Annotated in this window: 12 protein-coding genes; all 12 read right to left on the bottom strand. The window is 39.4% G+C overall.

Annotated features, from left to right (window positions below; genetic code table 11):
• Positions 1-2: 2 nt before the first annotated feature.
• The 12 genes from ACSSS3_RS17670 to ACSSS3_RS17615 all read right to left on the bottom strand — a co-directional run bounded on the left by ACSSS3_RS17670 (position 3) and on the right by ACSSS3_RS17615 (position 22,667).
• On the bottom strand, positions 3-2,318 hold the full coding sequence (locus tag ACSSS3_RS17670) for a GH92 family glycosyl hydrolase (protein WP_442845740.1): 2,316 nt from the start codon (positions 2,316-2,318) through the stop codon (positions 3-5).
• 19 nt (positions 2,319-2,337) lie between these two features.
• The gene (locus ACSSS3_RS17665; protein ID WP_442845739.1) at positions 2,338-4,644 is read right to left on the bottom strand and encodes a GH92 family glycosyl hydrolase; all 2,307 of its coding nucleotides are present in this window, start codon (positions 4,642-4,644) and stop codon (positions 2,338-2,340) included.
• Between the two features lie 54 nt (positions 4,645-4,698).
• On the bottom strand, positions 4,699-5,670 hold the full coding sequence (locus ACSSS3_RS17660) for a glycoside hydrolase family 43 protein (protein WP_442845738.1): 972 nt from the start codon (positions 5,668-5,670) through the stop codon (positions 4,699-4,701).
• Positions 5,671-5,740: 70 nt separating this feature from the next.
• Entirely contained in the window at positions 5,741-6,862 is a 1,122-nt protein-coding gene (locus ACSSS3_RS17655) for an alkaline phosphatase (protein ID WP_442845737.1), read from the bottom strand.
• A gap of 183 nt (positions 6,863-7,045) precedes the next feature.
• Positions 7,046-8,494 carry a Gfo/Idh/MocA family protein gene (locus ACSSS3_RS17650; RefSeq protein ID WP_442845736.1) on the bottom strand — a complete coding sequence of 483 codons (1,449 nt, stop codon included), beginning with the start codon at positions 8,492-8,494 and terminating at the stop codon, positions 7,046-7,048.
• 12 nt (positions 8,495-8,506) lie between these two features.
• A complete protein-coding gene (locus ACSSS3_RS17645; protein WP_442845735.1) occupies positions 8,507-10,783 on the bottom strand; it encodes a GH92 family glycosyl hydrolase in 2,277 nt (758 codons plus the stop codon).
• Between the two features lie 123 nt (positions 10,784-10,906).
• On the bottom strand, positions 10,907-11,953 hold the full coding sequence (locus tag ACSSS3_RS17640; protein WP_442845734.1) for a Gfo/Idh/MocA family protein: 1,047 nt from the start codon (positions 11,951-11,953) through the stop codon (positions 10,907-10,909).
• Positions 11,954-12,452: 499 nt separating this feature from the next.
• Positions 12,453-14,951, bottom strand: a complete 2,499-nt coding sequence (locus ACSSS3_RS17635; RefSeq protein WP_442845733.1) for a glutaminase domain-containing protein — start codon at positions 14,949-14,951, stop codon at positions 12,453-12,455.
• Positions 14,952-15,090: 139 nt separating this feature from the next.
• A complete protein-coding gene (locus ACSSS3_RS17630; RefSeq protein ID WP_442845732.1) occupies positions 15,091-16,920 on the bottom strand; it encodes a discoidin domain-containing protein in 1,830 nt (609 codons plus the stop codon).
• A gap of 58 nt (positions 16,921-16,978) precedes the next feature.
• Positions 16,979-17,611 carry a basic secretory protein-like protein gene (locus ACSSS3_RS17625; RefSeq protein WP_442845731.1) on the bottom strand — a complete coding sequence of 211 codons (633 nt, stop codon included), beginning with the start codon at positions 17,609-17,611 and terminating at the stop codon, positions 16,979-16,981.
• Between the two features lie 32 nt (positions 17,612-17,643).
• The gene (locus ACSSS3_RS17620) at positions 17,644-19,449 is read right to left on the bottom strand and encodes a RagB/SusD family nutrient uptake outer membrane protein (RefSeq protein ID WP_442845730.1); all 1,806 of its coding nucleotides are present in this window, start codon (positions 19,447-19,449) and stop codon (positions 17,644-17,646) included.
• Positions 19,450-19,505: 56 nt separating this feature from the next.
• Positions 19,506-22,667: a SusC/RagA family TonB-linked outer membrane protein gene (locus ACSSS3_RS17615; protein ID WP_442845729.1), complete on the bottom strand. Its 3,162-nt coding sequence runs from the start codon at positions 22,665-22,667 to the stop codon at positions 19,506-19,508.
• Positions 22,668-22,755 lie beyond the last annotated feature (88 nt).

Here is a 22,755-nt window from a genome sequence, read left to right as displayed (position 1 = left end):
TTTTAATTATAAAGATTCCTGTTTGGTTTACTGCTCATATAAAACCTAAGTGTTCCGCCATTCATAATCTGATCGTGTGAGATAAATGGTTCAGTAAGTTCTTCACCGTTCAATTCTACCTTACGCACATATACATTCTTTTCAGACTGATTTTTGGCTTCAATTTTAAATGTATTGCCATTATCGAGATTTATGCTTGCCTCTTTAACAGCAGGGCTTCCCAACGCATAATCTACAGATCCGGGAGCCACAGGGTAAAAACCTAAACTGCTGAATAAATACCAGGCACTCATCTGACCAAAATCATCATTACCGCTCAACCCGTCAGAACCGGTTTGATATTTGTCTCTTAAAATCATTCTGATTTTATCCTGAGCTTTATAGGCATCATTGGTCCAGTTGTACAAATAAGCTACGTGATGTGAGGGCTCATTGCCGTGTACATAGTTTCCTATGATTCCCTCTCTTGAAATGTCTTCTGTATTCTCAAAATATTTATCAGGAAGTTCCATGGTGAATAAAGAATCCAGATGAGTACTGAATTTTTCTTTTCCACCCATAAGATCGATCATTCCGGCAGGATCGTGAGGTACATACAAACTGTAGTTCCAGCTGTTGCCCTCAATAAAACCTTGTCCGTGTGTGTTAAGTGCGTCAAATTCTTTTTTAAAGCTTCCGTTACTTAATCTGGGGCGCATAAAGCCTATAGATTTGTCATAAACGTTTTTCCAATAGGTAGAACGCTCCATGAACTCATCATAAATTTCGTCACGGCCTAATTTTTTAGCGGCCTGAGCAATCGCCCAATCATCATACGCATATTCTAAGGTCTTAGAAACAGAAGAACCACTTTTATCTTCGGGTACATACTTCATATGAATATAATCGCCAATCCCGTCAAAATAGCGTACCCGGGCTGTCTCTACACAGGCATCGAGGGCAGCGTTCTGATCGAAGTCTGCATTGCCTTTTACAATAGCATCTGCGATTACAGAAACTGAATGGTAACCAATCATACACCAGTTTTCATTGGCGTAATGCGACCAGATAGGGAGCATATGGTGAACACTTTGTTCCTGATGCACCATCATAGACTGCACCATATCCTGATTGCGTTGTGGTTGCAATACATTGAATAAAGGATGCAGGGCTCTGTAGGTGTCCCAAAGTGAGAAGCTGGTATAATTTGTAAAACCATCAGTCTCGTGCACATTGCGATCTAGTCCCATATATTTACCGTTAACATCCATATAAACCGTAGGACCTAAAAAGGCGTGGTACATTGCCGTATATAGGTTTACTTTATCAGATTCTTCTAAAGTCTCTACAGTAACTTTTTGCAATTCTTTATTCCAGGCATCACGAGCTTGTTGCTTAATAGCGTTGAAGTCCCATCCCGGAGCTTCTGCCTGCAGGTTTTTAAGAGCACCTTCAGTACTTACCGGAGATAGGGCCAATTTGACCTGAATCTTTTCATTTTCTTCGGTATCAAAATCAAAGTAAAGTCTCAGGTCTTTACCTGCCATCTGCGGGAAATTGCGGGTTTGATCAAATCGCCCCCAGAAACCACGGTATACCTGTCCGGGTTGTTTCTCCTGACCATAGCCTTTAAAGGATTTGCTGAACGTCATTGCAAAATACACTTTACGCGTACGTGCCCATCCACTGGTTTGACGGTAACCGGTGATGGTTGAGTCGTTTTCAACGCGAACAATCGTCCACACGTTTTTATCGTCGTAATTATAAATTCCGGCTTTTAGGTCAAGGATGATATGGGCTTCTTCACTTTTTGGAAATGTATATTGATGTACACCCACACGGGTAGTGGCAGTCATTTCAGCCTTGATGCCATAATCTTTAAGATTTACAGCATAGTAACCCGCTTCTGCAGTTTCCTCATCGTGAGAGAATCGAGAACGGTAACCACTATCGGGATTGGTTTCAGTACCTGGGTTGAGTTGTAATTTTCCAACCGTTGGCATTACCAGTAAATCTCCCAGGTCCGAGTGACCCGTACCGCTAAAATGCGTGTGGCTAAATCCAACAATTGTAGAATCTTCATATTGATACCCTGCGCAATATTTATAAACATCCGGATTGTAGCGCCCGTTCACAGCATAGGGAATAGTATCTGTATCCGGGCTTAATTGCACGCTTCCAAAAGGAACTGTGGCACCGGGGTAGGTGTGGCCCATCTTTGCAGTACCAATCATTGGGTCCACATATTTCGCGAGGTCTTGTTGTGCCTGGACGCTAAAAACACCAGCCGCAAGTAAACCTGCGGCGGTGATTAGGGGTTTAAAATTAAATCGATTCATTGAAATTATAATATCCTGATTATTTGTCATTTGTAAGGGAGTATGGGTAGTCAGATTTATCTGTACCTCGATCCGTATTCGGCTCATTGCTCATCTCATACGTAATGGTCATCCCCTTAATTAACTCACTATGGCTTAGCCAATTTTTGTCATAGGTTTTGCCATTAACCTTTATAGATTCGATATAGCGGTTCTCATTGCTGTTTTCAGGAGCATTAATTACAAGTTCCTTTCCGTTTTCAAATTTGATAGTCATATGTTTGAAAAGAGGAGCTCCCAACACATATTGATCTGTAGCTGGTGCAACGGGATAGAAGCCCATGGCCGAGAACACATACCAGGCAGAAGTCTGACCGTTATCTTCGTCACCACAATATCCATCTGGAGTTGGCATATACATTCGATTCATAGTTTCACGTGCCCAGTATTGCGTTTTCCATGGAGCACCAGCATAATTATACAGGTAAATCATATGTTGAATAGGCTGGTTACCGTGAGCATATTGACCCATATCGGCAATTTGCATTTCGCGGATCTCGTGAATCACACCACCATAAACGCTTTCGTCAAAAATAGGAGGCATAGAGAATACCGAATCCAGTTTCTTAACAAAATTCTTTTCCCCACCGATTAAGTCGATTAGACCCTGCACATCGTGAAAAACCGACCAGCTGTAGTGCCAGCTGTTACCTTCGGTAAAGGGATTACCCCATTTAAACGGATTGAAATCCTGTTGCCAGCTTCCGTCCTCATTCTTACCACGCATCAGACCGTAGCTTGGATCAAAAAGATTTTTGTAGTTCATACTACGCTCCTTATAAATCTTGATTTCTTTTTTCGGCTTTCCGATAGCTTTTCCAAACTGATAAATTGCAAAGTCATCATAAGCATACTCTAAAGTACGTGCAGCACTTTCATTAACACCTACATCATAAGGTACATAACCTAGTCTGTTGTAATATGGAGCACCTGCACGACCTACTGCAGTTATAGGTCCTTCATTATTTGCACCATTTACAAGAGCTTTCCAAAGTGTTTCTGTATCATAACCTCGCAGGCCTTTAATGTATGCATCGGCAACTACAGAAGCTGAATTGTTACCCACCATAATATTAGCATAACCGGGGCTGGACCATTCGGGTAACCAGCCACCTTCTTTAAAGTCATTGGCAAGACCTGCTTGCATCTCCTTATTGATAGAAGGATATGCGAGGTTTAAGAACGGGTACAGCGCTCTAAACGTATCCCAGAAACCGGTACCTGCAAACATATAACCGGGTAAAATTTCGCCTGTGTATGGACTCCAGTGTACAATTTCTTCTTTTTCGTTAATCTCGTAAAGTTTATTTGGGAAGAAAAGGGTACGATAGAGACAGGAATAGAAGGTTCTGATTTGGTCAATAGTTCCACCACCTACTTCGATACGACCTAATTTTTCATTCCAAAGTTCACGTGCATTTTCTTTGGTTTGTTCAAAATCTTCATTGCCTATCTCACGATTGAGATTTAATTGAGCCTGCTCAAAACTGATAAAGGAAGAAGCTACTTTAGCATTAACCACCGCACCGTTTTTTGTGTTAAAACCTACGATAGCTCCTGCGTGATCTGCTTTCATCTCTGCCTGACCTTTCGCAAGCGTATTGCTTTCCCAGGTATTTACATCGCTAAAAGGGGTATCAAACTGAATGATGAAGTAATTTTTGAAATTGGTCAGTTTACCACGCGCATATTTGGTTGTATAGCCAATAATCTTGTTTTCTTCTGGAATTACTTTTACATACGAACCCTTATCGAAAGGATCTATCACCACATACGAACTGTCTGCTTTGGGAAAGGTCATTCTAAATTGAGCAGCACGTTCTGTTGGTGTAAGCTCAACCGTCACATCGTGATCTGCCAGATATACTTTGTAGTAATAAGGAGTAGACTCTTCAGCTTTATGAGAAAACCAGCTTGCGCGGTCTTCCTGATTAAATTTCATTCCACCGGTGACGGGCATCAATGCAAACTGACCGTAATCATTCATCCAGGGAGAAGGCTGGTGTGTTTGTTTGAAACCACGAATTTTATTAGCATTATAGGTATACGCCCAACCATCACCCATAGTACCGGTTTGAGGTGTCCAGAAATTCATGCCCCAGGGAACGGCCACAGCGGGGTAGGTGTTACCATTAGATAGACCGGGGCTAGAGTCGGTCCCCATTAATGGATTAACATAGTCTACAGGGTTGTCTATAGAGTCAATGATTTCAGTTTGAGCAAAGCTAAACTGAGTAAAGACTAATAAAAACAGATAGCTCAATGATACTCTTTTAATATAAAACATAATTAAAGGGTTTGCGATCGGATTAATTTTTTGGTTAAGCAGGGTGAAAATATTTTATTTTAAAGGGTTTGCCTTTACCCCTTCGTTTGTGATTTTTACGGGTGTGATAAATCCGTTTTCGTCAAAATACATTTTATCAATACAGGTCTCACGCGAGTTCTGATCGGTTTCATCAAGAGGCCTGCGATGGTAAACCATATAATAGTCATCAGATCCTTTAGGATGAATCACGCTGTGATGCCCCGCACCTGTGGCGATAGCCGGGTCTTGCTGTAGAATTTTGTCTACACGCTTAAATGGGCCAAATGGAGAGTCTGAAATGGCATAAGCAACACTATAATCGGGACCTGTCCAACCACCTTCAGACCACATGAAGTAATACTTTCCGTCTTTGATAAACATAAATGGACCTTCAACATAACTCTCAGGAGTGATTTCCTTGAAAATAGTACCGTCTTCAAATGGGATAAAACCTGTAAAATCATCATTTAGCTTAGCTACATTACAATGTCTCCAACCCCCGTAATACAAATAATAGGAACCACCTTTATCTCTAAAAACAAACTGATCTATAGGTTGAGCCCCGTTGTGAAATTTATCGATGAGTGGTTTACCTAAATGATCTTTAAAGGGGCCTTCAGGAGAATCGCTCACTGCAACTCCAATTCCACCTAACTCGTCATCACTCTGAATATCATTAGCTCCGAAGAATAAGAAATACTTATTATCTTTTTTAATAATGGAAGGAGCCCACATGGCTCGTTTAGCCCATTTGATAGCCGAAGTATCTAAAACACTCGTGTGCTTGGTCCATTCTACCAAGTCAGGTGAGGAGAAGGCGTCAAGGTAAACCTGTTTGTCATAGGGAGCAGAAAAAGTAGGGTAGATGTAATAGGTGTCATCAAAAATAATTCCCTCAGGATCTGCGTACCATCCCGGGAATACCGGGTTATTATTTGCGATTTTCTTTTGCGCACAGCTGCTGGCGATGCTTATTAATGCAAGTAGAGAAGCGAGTTTTTTCATAATTTTAAATTAAAGTTATAAATATAAGCATAGCTTACATAAAACGTTTTAGTTTAGTCGTTATTTTAGTTTATTTTTTCCAGTTTGTGAGTGCCAGTATTTTTTCAAATAGTTCGTTATTTTCATAAATACCTGTAAAATTTTTAGAACCAGGACCATAAGCAAATACCGGGATAAGAGTAGCAGAGTGTCCTCCTGTTGAAAATGTGGGCTCTATTTCTTTATAATCACTATACTGGCTTCCATCTTCGCGTGTTTTTGTTTTAGAAGCAAGAGTAAAACCGCCAGTCTCATGATCTGAAGTGACGATAACTAAAGTGTTGCCGTCTTTTTCTGCGAAATCAAGTGTCTTCCCAATGGCTTGATCAAAGTCTATTAATTCGGCAATTAGATACGCTGCGTCATTATTATGACCACCCCAGTCAATCTGTGATCCTTCTGCCATCATAAAGAAATTTGAGCCGTCTTTAGTTAAGAATTCGGTTCCTGCTTCAATGGCTTTAGCAAGAAAATTACCACGGCCTTCCTGCATTTTAGGCATAGCGTTCGCTGCCAGAAGAAATCCTAATTTATCCTTAGACTTGAGTGCATTATAATTACTGAATGAGGTTGTGTCAACTGTAAAATTGTTAGCTTGTAATTGCGCTATGAGATCCAGATTGTCTTTACGCCCAGAGAAAAACTGAAAACCTCCACCTGCAAAAAAATCTATTCCAGATTTCGGCAGAAATTCTGCGATTTCATATTCCATTCCTCTGCTTTTAGCATGGGCATAAAAACTCGCCGGGGTCGCGTGAGTTAGTGAAGAAGTTGCAATTACTCCCGTTTGAATTCCATTTTCTGAAGCGATTTCAATAAGGGTTTTAGGGGCTGAAAAATCATCGTCAAGACCTATCGCCCCGTTGTATGTTTTAACTCCACTTGCAAAAGCAGTTGCTCCTGCTGCAGAATCGGTCACATCTTCCTGTGAAGAAGAGGTGTTGATTAAGCCAATATCTTCAAAACGGGTGTAATTTGAGACTTTATCCTGAAAATAAAATGCGGAAGATATCTGTGAAAGACCGGTACCATCGCTAATAAGGAGAATCACATTTTTAGCTTTTTTTGAGTTTGTTGTAATGCGGTTTACAGTTTTGCACGAAAAAAGCGACAAGCATACGCAGGAAATCAATCCTAATTTAAATAATTTCATTTTTTAAAGTTTGATCTTTTGCCCGACCTAGGGGTATCCTTTTAAAGGAACTAAGCCTAAAAGGCTGTTTTATAGTAAAGTTTTATAAGAAAAATCCGGGTAGTTTATTAACTCTTTTGAGAGTAAAGAAAACAACCCGAATTTTTAATTTATAGCTATTATTTTAAGGAAATTGCAGAAAGATTATAGAGAATAACCGTCACGGTACGTGCGTCTTACAAATTGATTAGCCTCATCAAAGTTGGTGACGCGCATTTTCTCAGCATCCCAAAGCATTTCGATATAGCGACCGGGGAAGTCAAAACCACCACCTTCACGTTCTTTGCGAACGTCAAAACCTCTAATGGCAAGATTTGCAATAAGTAGTGTTTCGGTTAATGGGCCTGCTACGCTAAAAGGCGAACTCACTTCTTTCTTTCCATAACCGGCAAGGACTGCTTCAACCCACTGCTTGTAATGACCGTTTGATTGCTCAGGTACACGTTCGTACTTTTCAGCAACTTTGGTTTGTTCTGTTTTTGACGTAGGTAATAACTGAGGATTTTCAGAATACGTACCGCACATCATCTTGCCTTTTGTACCTATGAAAAGCACCCCGTTACCACCGTCTCCAAATACTTCGTTTGGTCCTAGTTCTTCTGGTCGAGCAGGTTGAATACCACCATCCATCCAGTGCAGTTTGATATCTCCTTTGGTCTTATCCGTTTTTGGGAAGGTCATAGTAACATGGCTTGAAGGCGGACAGCTATCCGGGAAATAACCGCGTTTAAATTCGTCTACATAAACACTTCCAACACTGCACTGAACATCTTTTGGATACTTTAGATTAAGCACGCGTACTGGTACTTCTACCAGGTGACAACCCATATCACCCAAAGCTCCAGTGCCATAATCCCACCATCCCCTCCAGTTGAATGGTACTAAACCATCAACATACTCTTTATAAGGCGCGGTGCCTAGCCATAAATCCCAATCTAATTCGCTGGGTATAGGAGCTGATTTTTGTGGCCAGGGTATTCCCTGCGGCCATACAGGACGGTCTGTCCAGCAATATACTTCTTCTATTTCTCCAATAAGTCCGGCATCATACCACTCACTCATTAGACGGGTACCATTATTAGAAGCACCCTGATTACCCATCTGCGTGACAACCTTGTATTGATCCGCGGCTTCTGTTAGCGCGCGAGCTTCGTAAATGTCGTGCGTAAGTGGTTTTTGTACATAGACGTGTTTGCCCATTTTCATTGCGGCCATTGCCTGAACCGCGTGATTATGGTCTGGGGATGAAACAGAAACAGCATCTATTTTTTGACCTTCTTTTTCTAACATTTCCCGATAATCCTTATAGTATTTAGCCTTAGGAAACCGAGCGCGGGATGTTGCTGCACGACGGTCATCTACATCGCATAAAAAGGCAATCTCAGCAAGACCAGAATCTGCAAAACTCTTAATATCGCTTTCTCCTTTACCACCTACGCCTATACCGGCAACCACAAGTTTATCACTAGGTGCAGTGAAACCAACACCACCTAAAACGTGGCGGGGAACTATAGAAATACCCAGAGAAGCAATTGAAGTCTTCTTAATAAAGTCTCTGCGGGGACTTGAATGTTTGCTTAAGTTTTTTTTCATATCTCGTTTTGTTTAATTTTTAGTAAGAGAGAAGGGTTTGTCGACTTCGTCAATACCCCTATTTCGATTTGGAGAATTACCCATTTTTAATTGAAGTTGTCCGCCATTTAAAATTTGACTATATGTTAAATAGTTTTTAGTGAAATTCTCAGAATCGAGGGTCACATTTTGAATATAAACGTTATCGGCTGAGTTGTTGTTTGCATTTATTACAAATTCATTACCATTTTCCAGAGTAATCGTAGTTTTCTGAAAGACAGGACTACCCATAACATACTCATCTGTTCCCGGGCATACGCTGTAAAAACCCATAGCACTCAATACATACCATGAAGATGTTTGGCCCTGATCTTCATCACCAGGATAACCATTCTCTGTGTAATCGTATAGTTTGCTCATAACATCGCGGGCTCTGAATTGAGATTTCCAGGGTTTACCTGAGTAGTTGTATAAATAAATCATATGTTGTATCGGTTGGTTGCCGTGAGCATATTGTCCCATATCGGCCATTTCCATTTCAGTCATCTCGTGGATTTTGCCACCATAGGTCCCTACGTTAACCGTATTGGGAACTGTAAAAACAGAATCCATTTTTGCATTAAAGCGCTCCTCGCCACCCATAAGTTTTATTAAACCATTAGGATCCTGAAACACAGACCATACATAATGCCATGCATTTCCTTCGGTGAACGGTCCTCCCCATTCATAAGGATCAAAGTCGGGTAACCAGCTGCCATCTGCACGGCGGCCGCGCATAAAACCTACCTCGTTATCCCAAACGTTTTTGTAGTTGTACATTTGCCTTGCAAACACTTTTTGGTAAAACTCATTTCCAGACATTTTTGCCAGGTTATAGGCGCAAAAATCATCGTATGCATATTCTAAAGTTTTAGCAGTTGCCTCCCCATATTTGGGATAGGGTACATACCCCAGCGTGTAATATTCTTTATGACCGTGACGTCCGTTTGCGGGTCCCCAGGGACCTTTTTCTGTTGCCTCGTGATAGTAGGCTTTTAATGCTTTTTCAGGATCAAAGGTCTTTATGCCTTTTGCCCAGGCATCTGCAAGAAGTGAAATCGCATGATTCCCAATCATACTGCCTGCTTCGCTAGGGAATGACCAGGAAGGTAACCAACCGCATTGATCGTAGGCATCCAATAATGCCGAGACATAACGCCCATGCATGTCGGGATACAACAAAGCATTTAACGGAAACTGTGCTCTAAAGGTGTCCCAAAAACCGGTGTCGGTATACATATATCCTTTATGAACAGTACCATCGTAGGGACTAAAATAATAGGGCTCTCCATTTTCATCAATCTCATAGAACTTTCGAGAAAATAAACTCGCTCTGAAAAAACAGGAATAAAATGTTTTAAATTGTTCTTCGGTGCCACCCTCAACTAGGATTTTGCTCAAATGAACATTCCAGATTTTTTTGGCTGTAGTTTTAGTATCTTCCAGATTTTTGTCTTCACCTAACTCTTGTTTTAAGTTGAGGACGGCCTGTTCTGCACTAATATAAGAGGAAGCAATTTTTGTCTGAACCTTTGCACCCTGAGCAAACTCGATATAAGCCCCTTTGCCTTTACCTTCTGCGGAAATACTGTTTTCCTTTTTTTCTCCATTTGTATTGTCCCAGGTGCCGTAAGCCTCAAAAGGTTTGTCAAACTGAATCACAAAGAAATTCTTGAAATGATCAAAACGTTCCATACCGCGACCATTATGAACGTAACCTGTGATGCGATTGTTTTTTTTATCTATTTGGATACCACTATGACCGGTATACCCATCTAAAACCAGAAATGCTTTTTCTTTTTTCGGAAAGCTAAAACGAATATGCACTCCACGTTCTGTAGGCGACATCTCGGTATTTACGCCATTTTCTAATTTTACTTGATAGTAGTATGGCTTTGCGGTCTCCTTATCGTGTGAAAAACCAGATTGACGTTCGTTCTCATTTAACTTTAAACTTTTAGTAACCGGCATTAAGGAAAAAACCGCATAATCATTGCTCCATGAACTACATTGGTGTGCCTGTTGAAAGCCTCTAATAGTTTCCTTAAAATACTGATACTTCCATCCGTCTCCATTATTTCCTGTCTGAGGTGACCATGTATTCATCCCAAAGGGCAGGGCAGTGGTGGGATAGGTGTTTCCTCGAGTAAGTTCATGTTTTGAATTTGTTCCTTGAAGCGTATTTACATAATCTGCCAGGTCGTGCTGGGCACTGACCGAAGTAAAGGCTAAAACGGTCGTAATAGTTAGGAGCGTGGATTTTACTTTCACTGTTTTACGAATATGCTTTAAAAGAATAAATAAAAGTTAAATATAGTAAAACGTTTTACTTAAAACCAGTATTATCTTTTTAAAATACAGATTTGTAGTTCTTACCAGAACTGAATGAAACATTTATAATTTAACGGCTTTTCCTGTTTTTGCAGATTTTTTAGCTGCTTCAAGAATTTCAACTACAATAAGATTATTTTCAAGTGAAGACAGGTCATTTTTTGTTTTAATCTTTCCACTCAAATAATCTTTGAGATACTCTATGTGATTATTATAGTATTTAATAGTGGTTGCAATCGTATCTGATTTGATATTTTTTTCAGAAAAAGTTAGGGTGTTTCCGTCCTTAGCATCATACGATTTACTGGTTGTAAAGACCTCGAAACTTTTGATGCTATATGGCCAACTCCAACTCGCTTCAATTATTCCGGTAGCATTTTTGTAGGTTAAAATAACCGTTGCATCATCATCTACTTCGGGATACATTTTTGATTTTAAATGTTGAGTGGTTGCTTTGACTGAAACAGGCTTTTCTCCATTTTTAAAGTATGTCATCAGGTTTGCGCCATAACAGCCAAAGTCATATAAAGCACCAGCTCCATTGGTTTCTTCCTGGGTTAACCAGTTTAAAAACTCGGTGCTGCAACCTATTTCTTTTGGACCTTCATGTCCGTCACGCGCATTCATGCGCATGATGTTTTTCCCTGAGGTATCAATTAATTTCTTTTGCTTCTGAATGCTGTTGTACCAGCTAGTTTCATAATTGGTGAGTAGCGTAGTTTTGTATCTTATGGACAGTGCCGCCATTTCTTTTGCTTGTTTGACAGTCGTAGCCAAGGGTTTTTCTACCATAACGGGAATATGCATCTGCATACAAACACGTGCGACATTTATATGCTCTGAAACGGGATTGTAGGCAAGAACCGCATCGGGTTTGGTTACAGCCAGTACTTCTTCTAAGCTGTTAAATACGAATTCGCTGGGGAAGTTGTAAGACTTCTGATAACGTTTAACCAGTGCACCATCGGCCTCTGCGATCCCTAAAAGTTCAATACTTTTATTTTTATACGCATTCATAATGATGTGGGCGTGGTCGTGACTTAGATCAGCAACTACAACTTTGAGTTTTTCCTGAGTATATGAGCTGAAGTAGCAAGTAAAGTCAGGCAAAGAATCAGATAATTTTTAAAGGTGTTTTGCATTACCAGAATATTGAGGTTATCAAGGGAGTACCCATATTATGGAATTGAAGCAATTTTGTATTTTATTCCAGTGTAATTCTATAGATGAAATTTTCCTGAATTCAATCAAACTTCGTGTCTGATTGTGGTTGCTGGGATCGGCAATCTATTGTGTACGAGTATTACTATCGTAAACTTCAGTGCTATTGTTAAGCCTATTACTGTTATAAAGTTTTACAAAAATATCGGATATCTATTTTGTTTAATTAATCAGGCCTGATTTTGACATCTTGCATTTGCTTAAGATAAAAAAGAGGAGCAGGATAATGGGTAAAATTATCACCCATTATTCTGCTCCTTGTTCTTTAGGTGATTCAACACATTTTTGTGTATTTTTTGAGAAAAACCATTTTAAGTTAGTTCTGAAGTGAAAAATATCAGCTTTGTTTTTCAAATTAAAGATTTGAGGATGATATAATTACAATTTCCTAGTTTAGGGATTCTTCTTTCAACATTTTGATGAAATAACCACCTACTACAGATCGCGCTTTAAAACCAACTTTTCTTGAGTTGGTTGTTTCGTGCCAGTCAGTAAGGGGTACACGATCTGGGGTGGTATTAGCAAAATCCCATATAGGATTTATAAGTGCTTCAAAGTCTTCCTGAGTTTCTGCTAATGTTGCAGTCCATAAAACCCAATCAGATTTAGTATAGGTTTTTCTGCTGTCTAATGGCAATCCGTAATCTTCCTGTTTCGTCAGGTAGTATTTAACTTCAGTTTTCTGCACATCATCAGGGAAGATGTTAAGCTCTAAAATGTCATCCCATACCAGATTATACTTTTGACTCCAGGTACCTGCACTTTCAAAAGCAAGAACATAGTGGTCATCATCTGCTGCGATATCTTTCCATTTAATAGCCATATCTTTTGCTGCGGCGGTATATTTTTCTGCAGTTTCAGTCTCGCCAAGCATCTCTGCGAGCTTACCATAAGATGCAATAGCCATAATAGCTTTAACCGAAAGGTTTGCATTACGGGCAAGATGACCGGCAAAGTCATCAGTTGAAAGTTGATTAGCCGGGTCAAAGCCGCTTTCCATAAGGAAATCTGCCCAGATGGTAAGAGTCTCCCAATTTTGTTTAGCATAATCAGCATTGCCTTCCTGTTGAGCGATGGCTGCAGTAAGGATAATCATGTTTCCGGCTTCTTCAACTGGCATATCCTCTCCATAGGTCTGACCGGTCGCGATAGGGTAGGTACCTAAATCGTGTGCCGGGAAAGGTTTTTTCCATCTTCCGCTTTCACTGTATTCAAAAATACCATTAAGCATTCCCTTTAATAAATCTGGATTGTAAACCAGGAATAATGGTGCTGAAGGATAGGTGACGTCAACGGTATTGATCGAACCGTTACTATTGTTTTCTTTTGACAGGAACAAGATTTCACCCTTAGGTGACTCTACTAAAATATGAGCTGCAATGGCCTGTCTATAAGCGAGTACACACAAATCAGCGTACTTTTCACCTCCTGCTTCAAGAGCGTCGTTGTACAATTCCTTATCAAATGACCTTACTTCATCTATAATCGCATTGTATTCCGAATAAGCATTAGCAAGAGTCTGGTCAAAAGATTCAGTTTCTTTTTTATACCAGGGTTTTAGCGATTCACCAAAGTAGTTCACGGATACTTCCTCGTCATAACCTAATAAAAACAGATGCTCTGAACTTTCAGTAACCGCACCAAGATCTGCAACAGTGTTTAGCATAATTCCTGTTGTTGGCAATTCTTCAGAAGCAGCTTCTCCGGTAGTTAATTCTGATAGGGAAGAGGTATAATCGCTAAGGTATTGTTTAGTGTTATTATCTGGAGAAGCGACATAGAAATAACCCCAGTCTACGCGTAAATCATCACCTTTTTTTTCCAAAACAGGTTGCTCCTGAGTACCCACTTTTAATGTAAATAATCCGTTTTTCTCGTATTGTTCAGTTGTTAATTTCTGACTGGGTGTATTAGCAGCTATAGTACCCGATGCTCCGAGATATATTTTTACATTATGGACCTCTCCATCTTTTGAAGCCGCCGCAACGTTAAGATAGGTTACAGGTCTTGCGTATACTTTTAAATCTTCGATAAGCAATGGTGAAGTAAATGTTGCGGTAATTGTTGAACCACCACAATCAAAAGTATAAATGGTTTGATTTGCTGTCAAATCTACATTGGTTTGCTCTGCTTTTTTGATCTTATCAAGACCAGGTATCTTAGCTACGGTGACAATACCCGCATCAAGCCATCTTCCACCAGCAGTATTTTTAACGTGAATAGCTAAAACATTGCCGCTAGGTTTGAGGGTTTTTAAGGCCTCGTCTGTAAGAGGAATATATTTAAAGCTGTGTTGCCATCCTATAAAGTCATAAATCTGAACTCCGTTTACGAATACTTTTACATCGTCATCGTGGCGCAATTTTATATATAGCTCATCAAGGTTAGTTTCTGCAAGATCAAAAGTTCTACGGTAGTATAAGTTATCGCTTTCCCATAATGTCTTTGCTTGAGATTTATCATCACTGAACGGCGCTTCGCCCTTTTTCCAGGAAGAAGCATCAAAATCTGCATTTAACCAGTTTGCATCTGGAGTTTCTTCAGTATAGTCTACCGTGTAATTTTCTTCGTCGCTAGCCGGGATAATGGTCTCATAGACTTTTGATTCCATCCCCAAAAAACGATATAGTTCGCCGTCAACTTCGGCTATACCTACCAGTGAGTGATCTTGTTCAGTCCAGTGCTTTGTAGGAGATGCATTTAGCTCGTCTCCCATCGACCAAATACTGAAGTTAGGGTTGTGTGTAATAAGAGGATAGGAGGGAGCTCTAAGAGAAGTGCTTACCTCAGAGAAGTCGTTTTTGTCTTCAATAGAAACTCCAGTTTCTTTACAGGAGATAATCGATAAACATAATAGGATTAGTAAAAGTAAATTATTCGAGTTCATGATTACTTTTTAAGTTTTTCTTTTTAGGTTGTACTTTAATTAAAATAGTAGTTCAAGACTTTGCATTATTGACCTAAAGTAAATATCCTGAACCTTTTATAGTGATTCAGGATATATTTAAAAACCATTTAATTAAAGGTTATTCAGCGAATAGTCGCCATTCAGCTAATTGGAAGAGTCCGTCACCTCCATTAGCAAGAATTTCTAATCTGTAATATTTGTAACTGTTTTCGTTTGTAATCAAAAAGTTACGAGTTTGTCCTCTAGAATCAAAAGACTGGCTAGATTTTGAATCTACTTCAGTAAATGTGGTACCATCGTTTGATCCGGAAAGTGTCCATTCGACAGGATCTCTGCCTGGGGCATCATTTGCAGACGTAAGAGTGTACTTAGTCACACGTACTGGATTCTGAAATTCCTGCTGAATCCATTCAGGACTATTGAAATCAAAAAGTAAAAATTTGGTACCTGTATCTCCATCTGTAACACGGAACGATGCTTCGTTTGAAGTAGCACCATTTCTATTTTCTCGACTTACAGAAGTATTAGCAAGATCAGTAATGTCTTGTGGACCAAATGTAATTAACTTCAGATTCAGTAACCTCCATTCACTTAGTTGTATGTTTCCGTCGCCATTATTAGCTTCAACAACAATCCGGTAATGTCTGTAGGCTTTACTATTTTGAAATTCATAAGATTTAGTCAAATTTCTAGAGCTAAACGTCTCATCGCTCACACTGTGAAGCTCTTCAAACTGAACGCCATCAAGTGATCCCAGAAGCCTCCAGTCTTTAAGATCTCTTCCAGGAACGTCATTACCAGAGGTCAAGGTATATCTATTAACGACAACAGGAAATTCAAAATTTTGTTGCATATAAAAGTCCTGTGGGAATCCGCCCGTGAGAAATTTGTTATTTCCTTCAGCAATATTGTCAATCAGTTTTAAAGAACCCTCAGCAGCTGTTGCACCCCCGTCATTATCTTTAGAAACTTCTATCGTTGCCATACCTTCACTAGTTACATCAATTAACTCTGAAGCTGGGACAAAAGGGTAATTAAGGTTAGGATATCTCCCTCTTGCTATTAAAAGTTCCTGTTCATTTTGCTCACCAAAGTCAAAAGCTTGCATTGCAAGAGGCTCAAGATCATCTCCTGTTGCTCCGCTAAAAAAATGAACAAGTTCACCTAATGTCATATCTCCCTGATAAGTGACCCCATTTATTGGGTAGTTTGCAGCTACCAGATTAAAAAATCTTCTTAAAGTTGCAGCACCCCCATAGTTTTCGTAAATAGGAAGAAACCAGTCTCTAAACCAGAAGGAATCTGGATTCGGATAATCTACTGAGGTTTCTGAGAATTCAGCCTTGACACGATCTGCATCAGATTGCATATCATTAGCGAGATAAAAGTCATACAAGAATATTTCCTGAAATTTAGTTTGCCAAAGTGCTGCTGCCGGTGATCGAAATACACCATTACTTCCAGTTTCTACAAGCTCACCCATAAGGCTTATAGAGGTATCTTTAACTTCTGGAGTAATTTCAGTATTTAGTATAGGAAAGTCGATAATATTCCGCTTTCCTGCATCCTCTTCTAAATAGGTTTTTATAAATGTAGATTTATCTTCCCCGTGACCAACTACATATAAGTAGTTATTAGGCCCAAAAGATCCGTAAGTACGTGTTACGTATCCCCAGGCATTTGTGTAAAATTCAAAGGGCCAAGTTATTTCCCTGTTTACTTCGGGATCATAATAAACTGCAACTGGGGTCGTAAAGTTCTGTCTAATTAATTCTTCATCGTGGCCATTCCAGTTTTCTGTAAGTGCTCTTGGCGGAGATCCTTCTGGGTCGGTATTGATTATGGAATCTGGTAACCCATCGATGAGCGAGGCATCATCCTCCCCACAAGCGTGCATGAGCACAACCACAAAAGCAAGAAAGAGATATCTTAAAGTTTTATATTTCATGATTTTTGATTTTAAATCCTTAAAAGCGGTTATTGAAGCGATTTTTTAATTCGCGTGATTAGCTAATTTTTGGGTCTTGAGTATATGCCTCCCAGAGTTCATCCAGAGTAGACCCGGTATATTTATTCCAAAGAGAATCAGAATAAGTTTTATTCCTTAGGTGGTCGTCTAGCTTGTAAACAATCGTATCGTCATAATGCTGACTTACCCATTCTAAGAATCTAGCGGTTATACGATAGCTGTTAGTGTAATGATGCTTAGCATCAAAAGGAGTCAAACTCCATCCTGCACTTTCATTGTCTAGACCATATTTAAAACGTACATAGTCTGCAATTCCTTCAGTTAACCATCCCGGTCCGGCTCCTCCCGGATAGGATTGAATAATGTGCATGATCTCATGAGTCATAAGATCAAGGTCTTTAGGATTGCTGTGCATCCATTTAGAACTTACAACGACTTGCCCGTTATGTGCATAAGCAACTCCATTATAGGCAGTGTCGATTTTTATTTTTAAATCGGTACGAGCTTTAGGATTAAAGTCTTTCATCAGTTTAGGATAGTTGGTATAGACTATTTTCTTAAAGCCTACTTCAATATCATTACTCAATGTCGTATCATCATTTTGATAACTTATCGTGAGTTTGTTCTTTTGGGAGAACCCAAAAGAACATATCACGAAGGCTAAACTCAAACAAATAAAATTTTTATACATATCAATATTTTTTACCATCCTGGATTTTGAATAAGAGAAGGATTTGCATTTAATTCATCTTGGGGAATAGGCCATAAATAATCCTGAGGTCTGAAAACTCGCGTTTCAAAAACGACTCTGTTGTAGAAGTCTGCTTCATTACGTGCATTAATATCCATTCCATGAAAAGGCCCATCTAATACTTCATCTGCAATTTTCCAACGACGTACGTCAAAGTACCGTGCGTTTTCTGCAAAAAGCTCAACGCGTCGCTCCTTACGTATGGCTTCACGCATTGCTGTCTGATTTGCTGGAGCAGCAAGGCTTGTTGAGCCATATAATGGAACTCCTGCACGTGTACGTATACGGTTTAAATACAGTAGTATGTCTGGATTGCCAGGATCATATTCATTAAGTGCTTCTACATAATCCAGATACAACTCTGCCAGTCTCATCATAGGAAAGGTTCTATCACTAAATGGCCAGCCTTGTCCCACAGGAAAGTTTTTACGAACGATATATCCGGTGGGTGAGTAGTCATTGGTACCTGCTCTTCTACCAGAGTTTCCTTCATACCATGTCTTTGTTATGAGATCACCACTACCTCGGTTTAACCATAAAGAACCATTATAAGTTACGCACGCATAAAAGCGAGGTTCTCTATTTGCCCACTGATTATATGTGGTGCGTGGTGTAAAATCATAAGGAGCCTGAAAATTTGAAAAGCCATCTTCCACATAGTTAGCCTGTGGATCGTCAATAGACCTTCCATTCGAAGTAAAAAATCCATCAACAGCCTCTTGAGTTACGGCAAGACCACCAGCCCCGCGGTTACCCGGGTCTGCAGCACCTAAATGATAAGGTGTTATATCATAATGATATAACTGGCCGCCTCGTGGGCGTGCATAAATGATTTCTTCATTATAATCAGTAATCATTACATCTCTTACCGATAAATAAGGATTTAAAGAACCATCATCATTTTGTACAGTAAAAAGACTGAATCGAGTAGGGACATAAGTGTCAATGAAATCTTTGCAAGCATCTGCAGCAGCTTTCCATTTTTGCTGATCATAAACTTGTGCGATTAGGTTCTCTCCATCCTGCCCGACAAAGTCGGCATAGTCTGTATTACCGTTAAAAAGTGGACTCGCTGCAAAAAGAAGAGTTTTTTCTTTAACAAACATAGCAAAAGGAGCCTGTAAGCGACCGTCATCACTAGTAATTTCAAATCTAATGTCAGGATAAGCCTGTAGAGCAAGATCGATCTCAGAAACTATATAGGCAGAAACCTCATCAATTGAATTTCTTTTTAAACCAAGCTCATCAAGATTAGCATCAGGTGGGATTGGGGAATCACCCAATAAAATTACAGGACCCCAGGTACGCATGAGGTTATAGTAATAAAATGCTCTCAAAACACGAGCTTCTGTAGTATATTGTAAAATATCCTCTGGTGTACAGTCCTGACATTTTTCAACATTTGCAATGAAGGTTGATGCGGCTCTAATACCTCTGTAGAAATTTGTCCACAGACGGCTTACTTCAAAAGAGGTGGCATTCCAGTCCCCTGTATTAAGACGGTTAGCAAAATTAGAATTGAAAACGTATTCTCCTTCATCAGATCCTGCAATCCAAGGGCCTGAATTTGCCCCAAGACTTCGTTGTTGAAACTCATTCGGAATGCGGGAGTAAATATTTGCCAGATATTGCTGTACGGTATTTTTTTTGTTAAACGTATCTTCAAAAGTCAAGCGATCATCAGGGACCTGATCCAAGAAATCATTATTGCATGATAGCAATATTAGACTCGTAAAGGCTATAAATAATTTTTTCATATTAAGTTTTTTATCATTAGTGTATATTCCTATTCTAGCTGTCATAGTAAAAAACTTTAGAATTGGAAGGTTCCGCCTAGTGCGACTACAGATATGTTGGGATACACACTTCCGTTGCTTGTATTAAGCTCCGGATCCCAAATGTCAAATTTACTTAGTGTAAAGACGTTTGTTGCTCGCATATAAATTCTAAGATTGTTAATGCCAACTTTATCTGTAAGACTAGCAGGAAGAGTATAACCTATTTCAGCTGTTTTAAGTCTTAAAAAATCTATATCGCGAAGCCACCAGGTACTTGCTTGTCTGTTATTAGTAGATCCCGTAGATGAGGAACCAAAAGAAAGTCGTGGAGTAGTTGCATATGGATTATTATTTTCTGGGGTCCATCTATCTAATGCAGCCACATAGAATGTACCTTCTCCACCGTCTCCTAAATAGGGTTGAATACCAGCTCCACCTATAAATCGATCTGAAAAACTTTGTCCCTGAAAGAACAAGCTTAGATCAAAGCTTTTATATTGAGCAGTAATACCAAAACCATAAGTAAGTTTTGGAACATCTCCGTCACCTATGACCTGTTGATCAAATGCATCGATCTGACCATCTCCATTGAGATCTTTATATTTTATATCTCCAGGTTGGATTTGACCAAATTGTGTAGGAAAACCATCTTCTTCTTGTGTAATAAATCCATCTCCATCAACATCGTCTTCAAGAGTAAATAACCTTTCTGCAACATATCCGAAATTGGCTATTAAACCAGTACCACGTCGATCTAACCAGGGGAACGGCTGTTTTGGAACACCATTTTCAATTATTTTGTTTTCATTGTACGTAAATGTGCCTCTGAAACCAAGCTTCAAATCCTGACCTATACGAGTATTATAACTTATAGTACCATCAAATCCTTTATTTTCTACAATACCCAGGTTGCCAAACGGATCTGAGTTAAGACCAATGTAGTTTGGGATATCACTACGATTAAGAAAAGCACCCTCAGTACGTTCTTTAAAGAGGTCAAAAATCACACTTAAATCATTATTGAATGCATTAAATTCAATACCCAAATCCTGTTTTCTGGCTTCTGCCCAGCGTACATCTACTCCGATAAAAGTTTCAGCAATCCCTCCTATGAAATTTCCTCCGTTAGACCCATAGGTGTAACCTCCAGAACCCTCCACACGGCTTAGGTAAGAAAATCTTCCTGCTCCAGAATCTGATCCAACAAGACCGTCAGAATATCTAATTTTTAAATAGTCGATAGTGTTCTTAACAGGCTCAAACCATGTTTCGTTTGAAATCACCCATCCTCCGGCGACAGAAGGGAAAAAGCCATAACGGTTATTTGGTGCGAAATTTTCAGAACCATTGTAACCTGCATTGACTTCAAAAAAGTAGCGATCATCATACGAATACGTTGCTCTACCTGCAAGGCCCTCATTTCTAAAAGGAATAGCATCTGTAAAGTTTCCGGCAAATGCATTAGAAAAATCCGAACGGTTAGCAAGAAGTAAACCACTTACCGAATGCTTACCAAATGTGCGGTCGTAGTTTATAGAAACTTGAGAGTAAAACCTTCTATTACCTCCATTGGCATTAGAGTAGCCTAAAAATTCACTACCTGATGTAAAGGTTTCATTTAAAACAAGTTCTCCATTTTCAGTAATTGGAAAGTCCTGATCAACAAAATAAGTACTTTCTCTTTTTTCTCTCCTCAAATCCTGTGCATTATATGTATCAAATGCAAACAATCCATTAAAAGACAGTCCTTCCGTAATGAAACTTAATTCCTGTGTTAAGTTTAAATTGGTATTAAGTTGATTACGGGTAAGAGTTCTGTAACCTCTTAAAGCAACATCGGCATACGGGTTACGCAGGCCACCATTAGCACTTTTACCAGGAACAAATCCACCTGGATAAAGTACAGGATACTCTACAGGGTTTACCTCAAGGGCGGCACTAAAAATAGTTCCTACATCAACTCCAGGGTAGTTTCCTTCGGAAAGATAACCTTGAATACCTACATTGATTTTTGTTGTTTTAGTAACATCTACTGTAAGGTTAGAAGTAAAATTATAGCGTTTAAAACGAGTTCCAGAATCATAACTCTCGAGACCATCTGTAACGAAAAGACCAGTCTCGTCATAGTAACCTAAAGATACATAGTACTGTGCATCTTGTGATCCACCATTCACATTTACTAGCGCTTGCCTATTACGGCCATAATCTTCAAACACCTCGTCTATCCAATCTACATTAGGATATAACAGCGGGTTAGTTCCTGCAGCTGTATTGTCTATATATTCCTGACTATACTTAGGTACCTCTCCTCTTGTCGTTAAAGCTTCGTTGGTAAGATTCATATATTGAACGCCATCAACAACTTCAGGGATCTTGGTAAAATAACTTAGACCCTCATAATAGTCTAGAGTCACTTGTGGTTTTCCTAACTTACCTCTCTTTGTTTCTATTAGAATTACGCCATTTGCACCGCGTATACCATAAACAGCGGTAGCAGAGGCATCTTTAAGGATTGAGAATGAAGCTATGTCACGGGGGTTAATATTGTCCAATGAACGTTCAACACCATCAACCAACACTAAAGGGCTTGCATTACCAAAGGTTGAGATACCCCGTATCCATAAGTCTGCACCATCGAATCCCGGAAGCCCATCTCGCTGAACTCCTGTAATACCTGAAATTCTTCCTGCGAGCATAGTTCCTAAGTTAGCTACGGGGAGTTCCAGTTCTTCAGCTTTAATAGTGGATTGCGCACCTACAACGCTTATTTTCTTCTGTTTACCGTAACCTACGAGAACAATTTCATCCAAAGATTGAGCATCGTTAGCCATTTGAACATCAATTTTTGTTTCATTGTTAACCGGTATCTCGGCAGTTTTCATACCTACATAAGTAAAGACTAAAATTGCATCTCCACTTTCAACAGTAATAGAATAATTTCCATCAAAATCTGTTTGTGTACCGTTGGTGGTATTGAGTTCTTGAATGTTCACACCAGGAAGAGGGACGCCTTGTGAATCTGTTACGTTACCCGTTACAGTTATTGTATTTGATTGTATTGCAAATACTGTATTGGTATGAGCAATACAAAGGACTAAAGTAAGTAAGAATATTATTTTTTTAAACAATACGTGCTGCCGAGCATGAGCATCATCTGTAAAATAACACTTCTCATCATTGAGGAATTTTTTTTTCATCCAAATTTCTGATTTAAGTTAATTTTAATACTAAAACGTTTTGCCAAATTAAGTAAAACGTTTTACTTAACAAGGGATTAACTTAATT

The sequence above is a fragment of the Leeuwenhoekiella sp. H156 genome, from assembly GCF_052218455.1.
GTDB classification, from domain to species: Bacteria; Bacteroidota; Bacteroidia; order Flavobacteriales; family Flavobacteriaceae; genus Leeuwenhoekiella; species Leeuwenhoekiella parthenopeia.
This window is presented reverse-complemented; position numbering and strand designations above follow the sequence as displayed.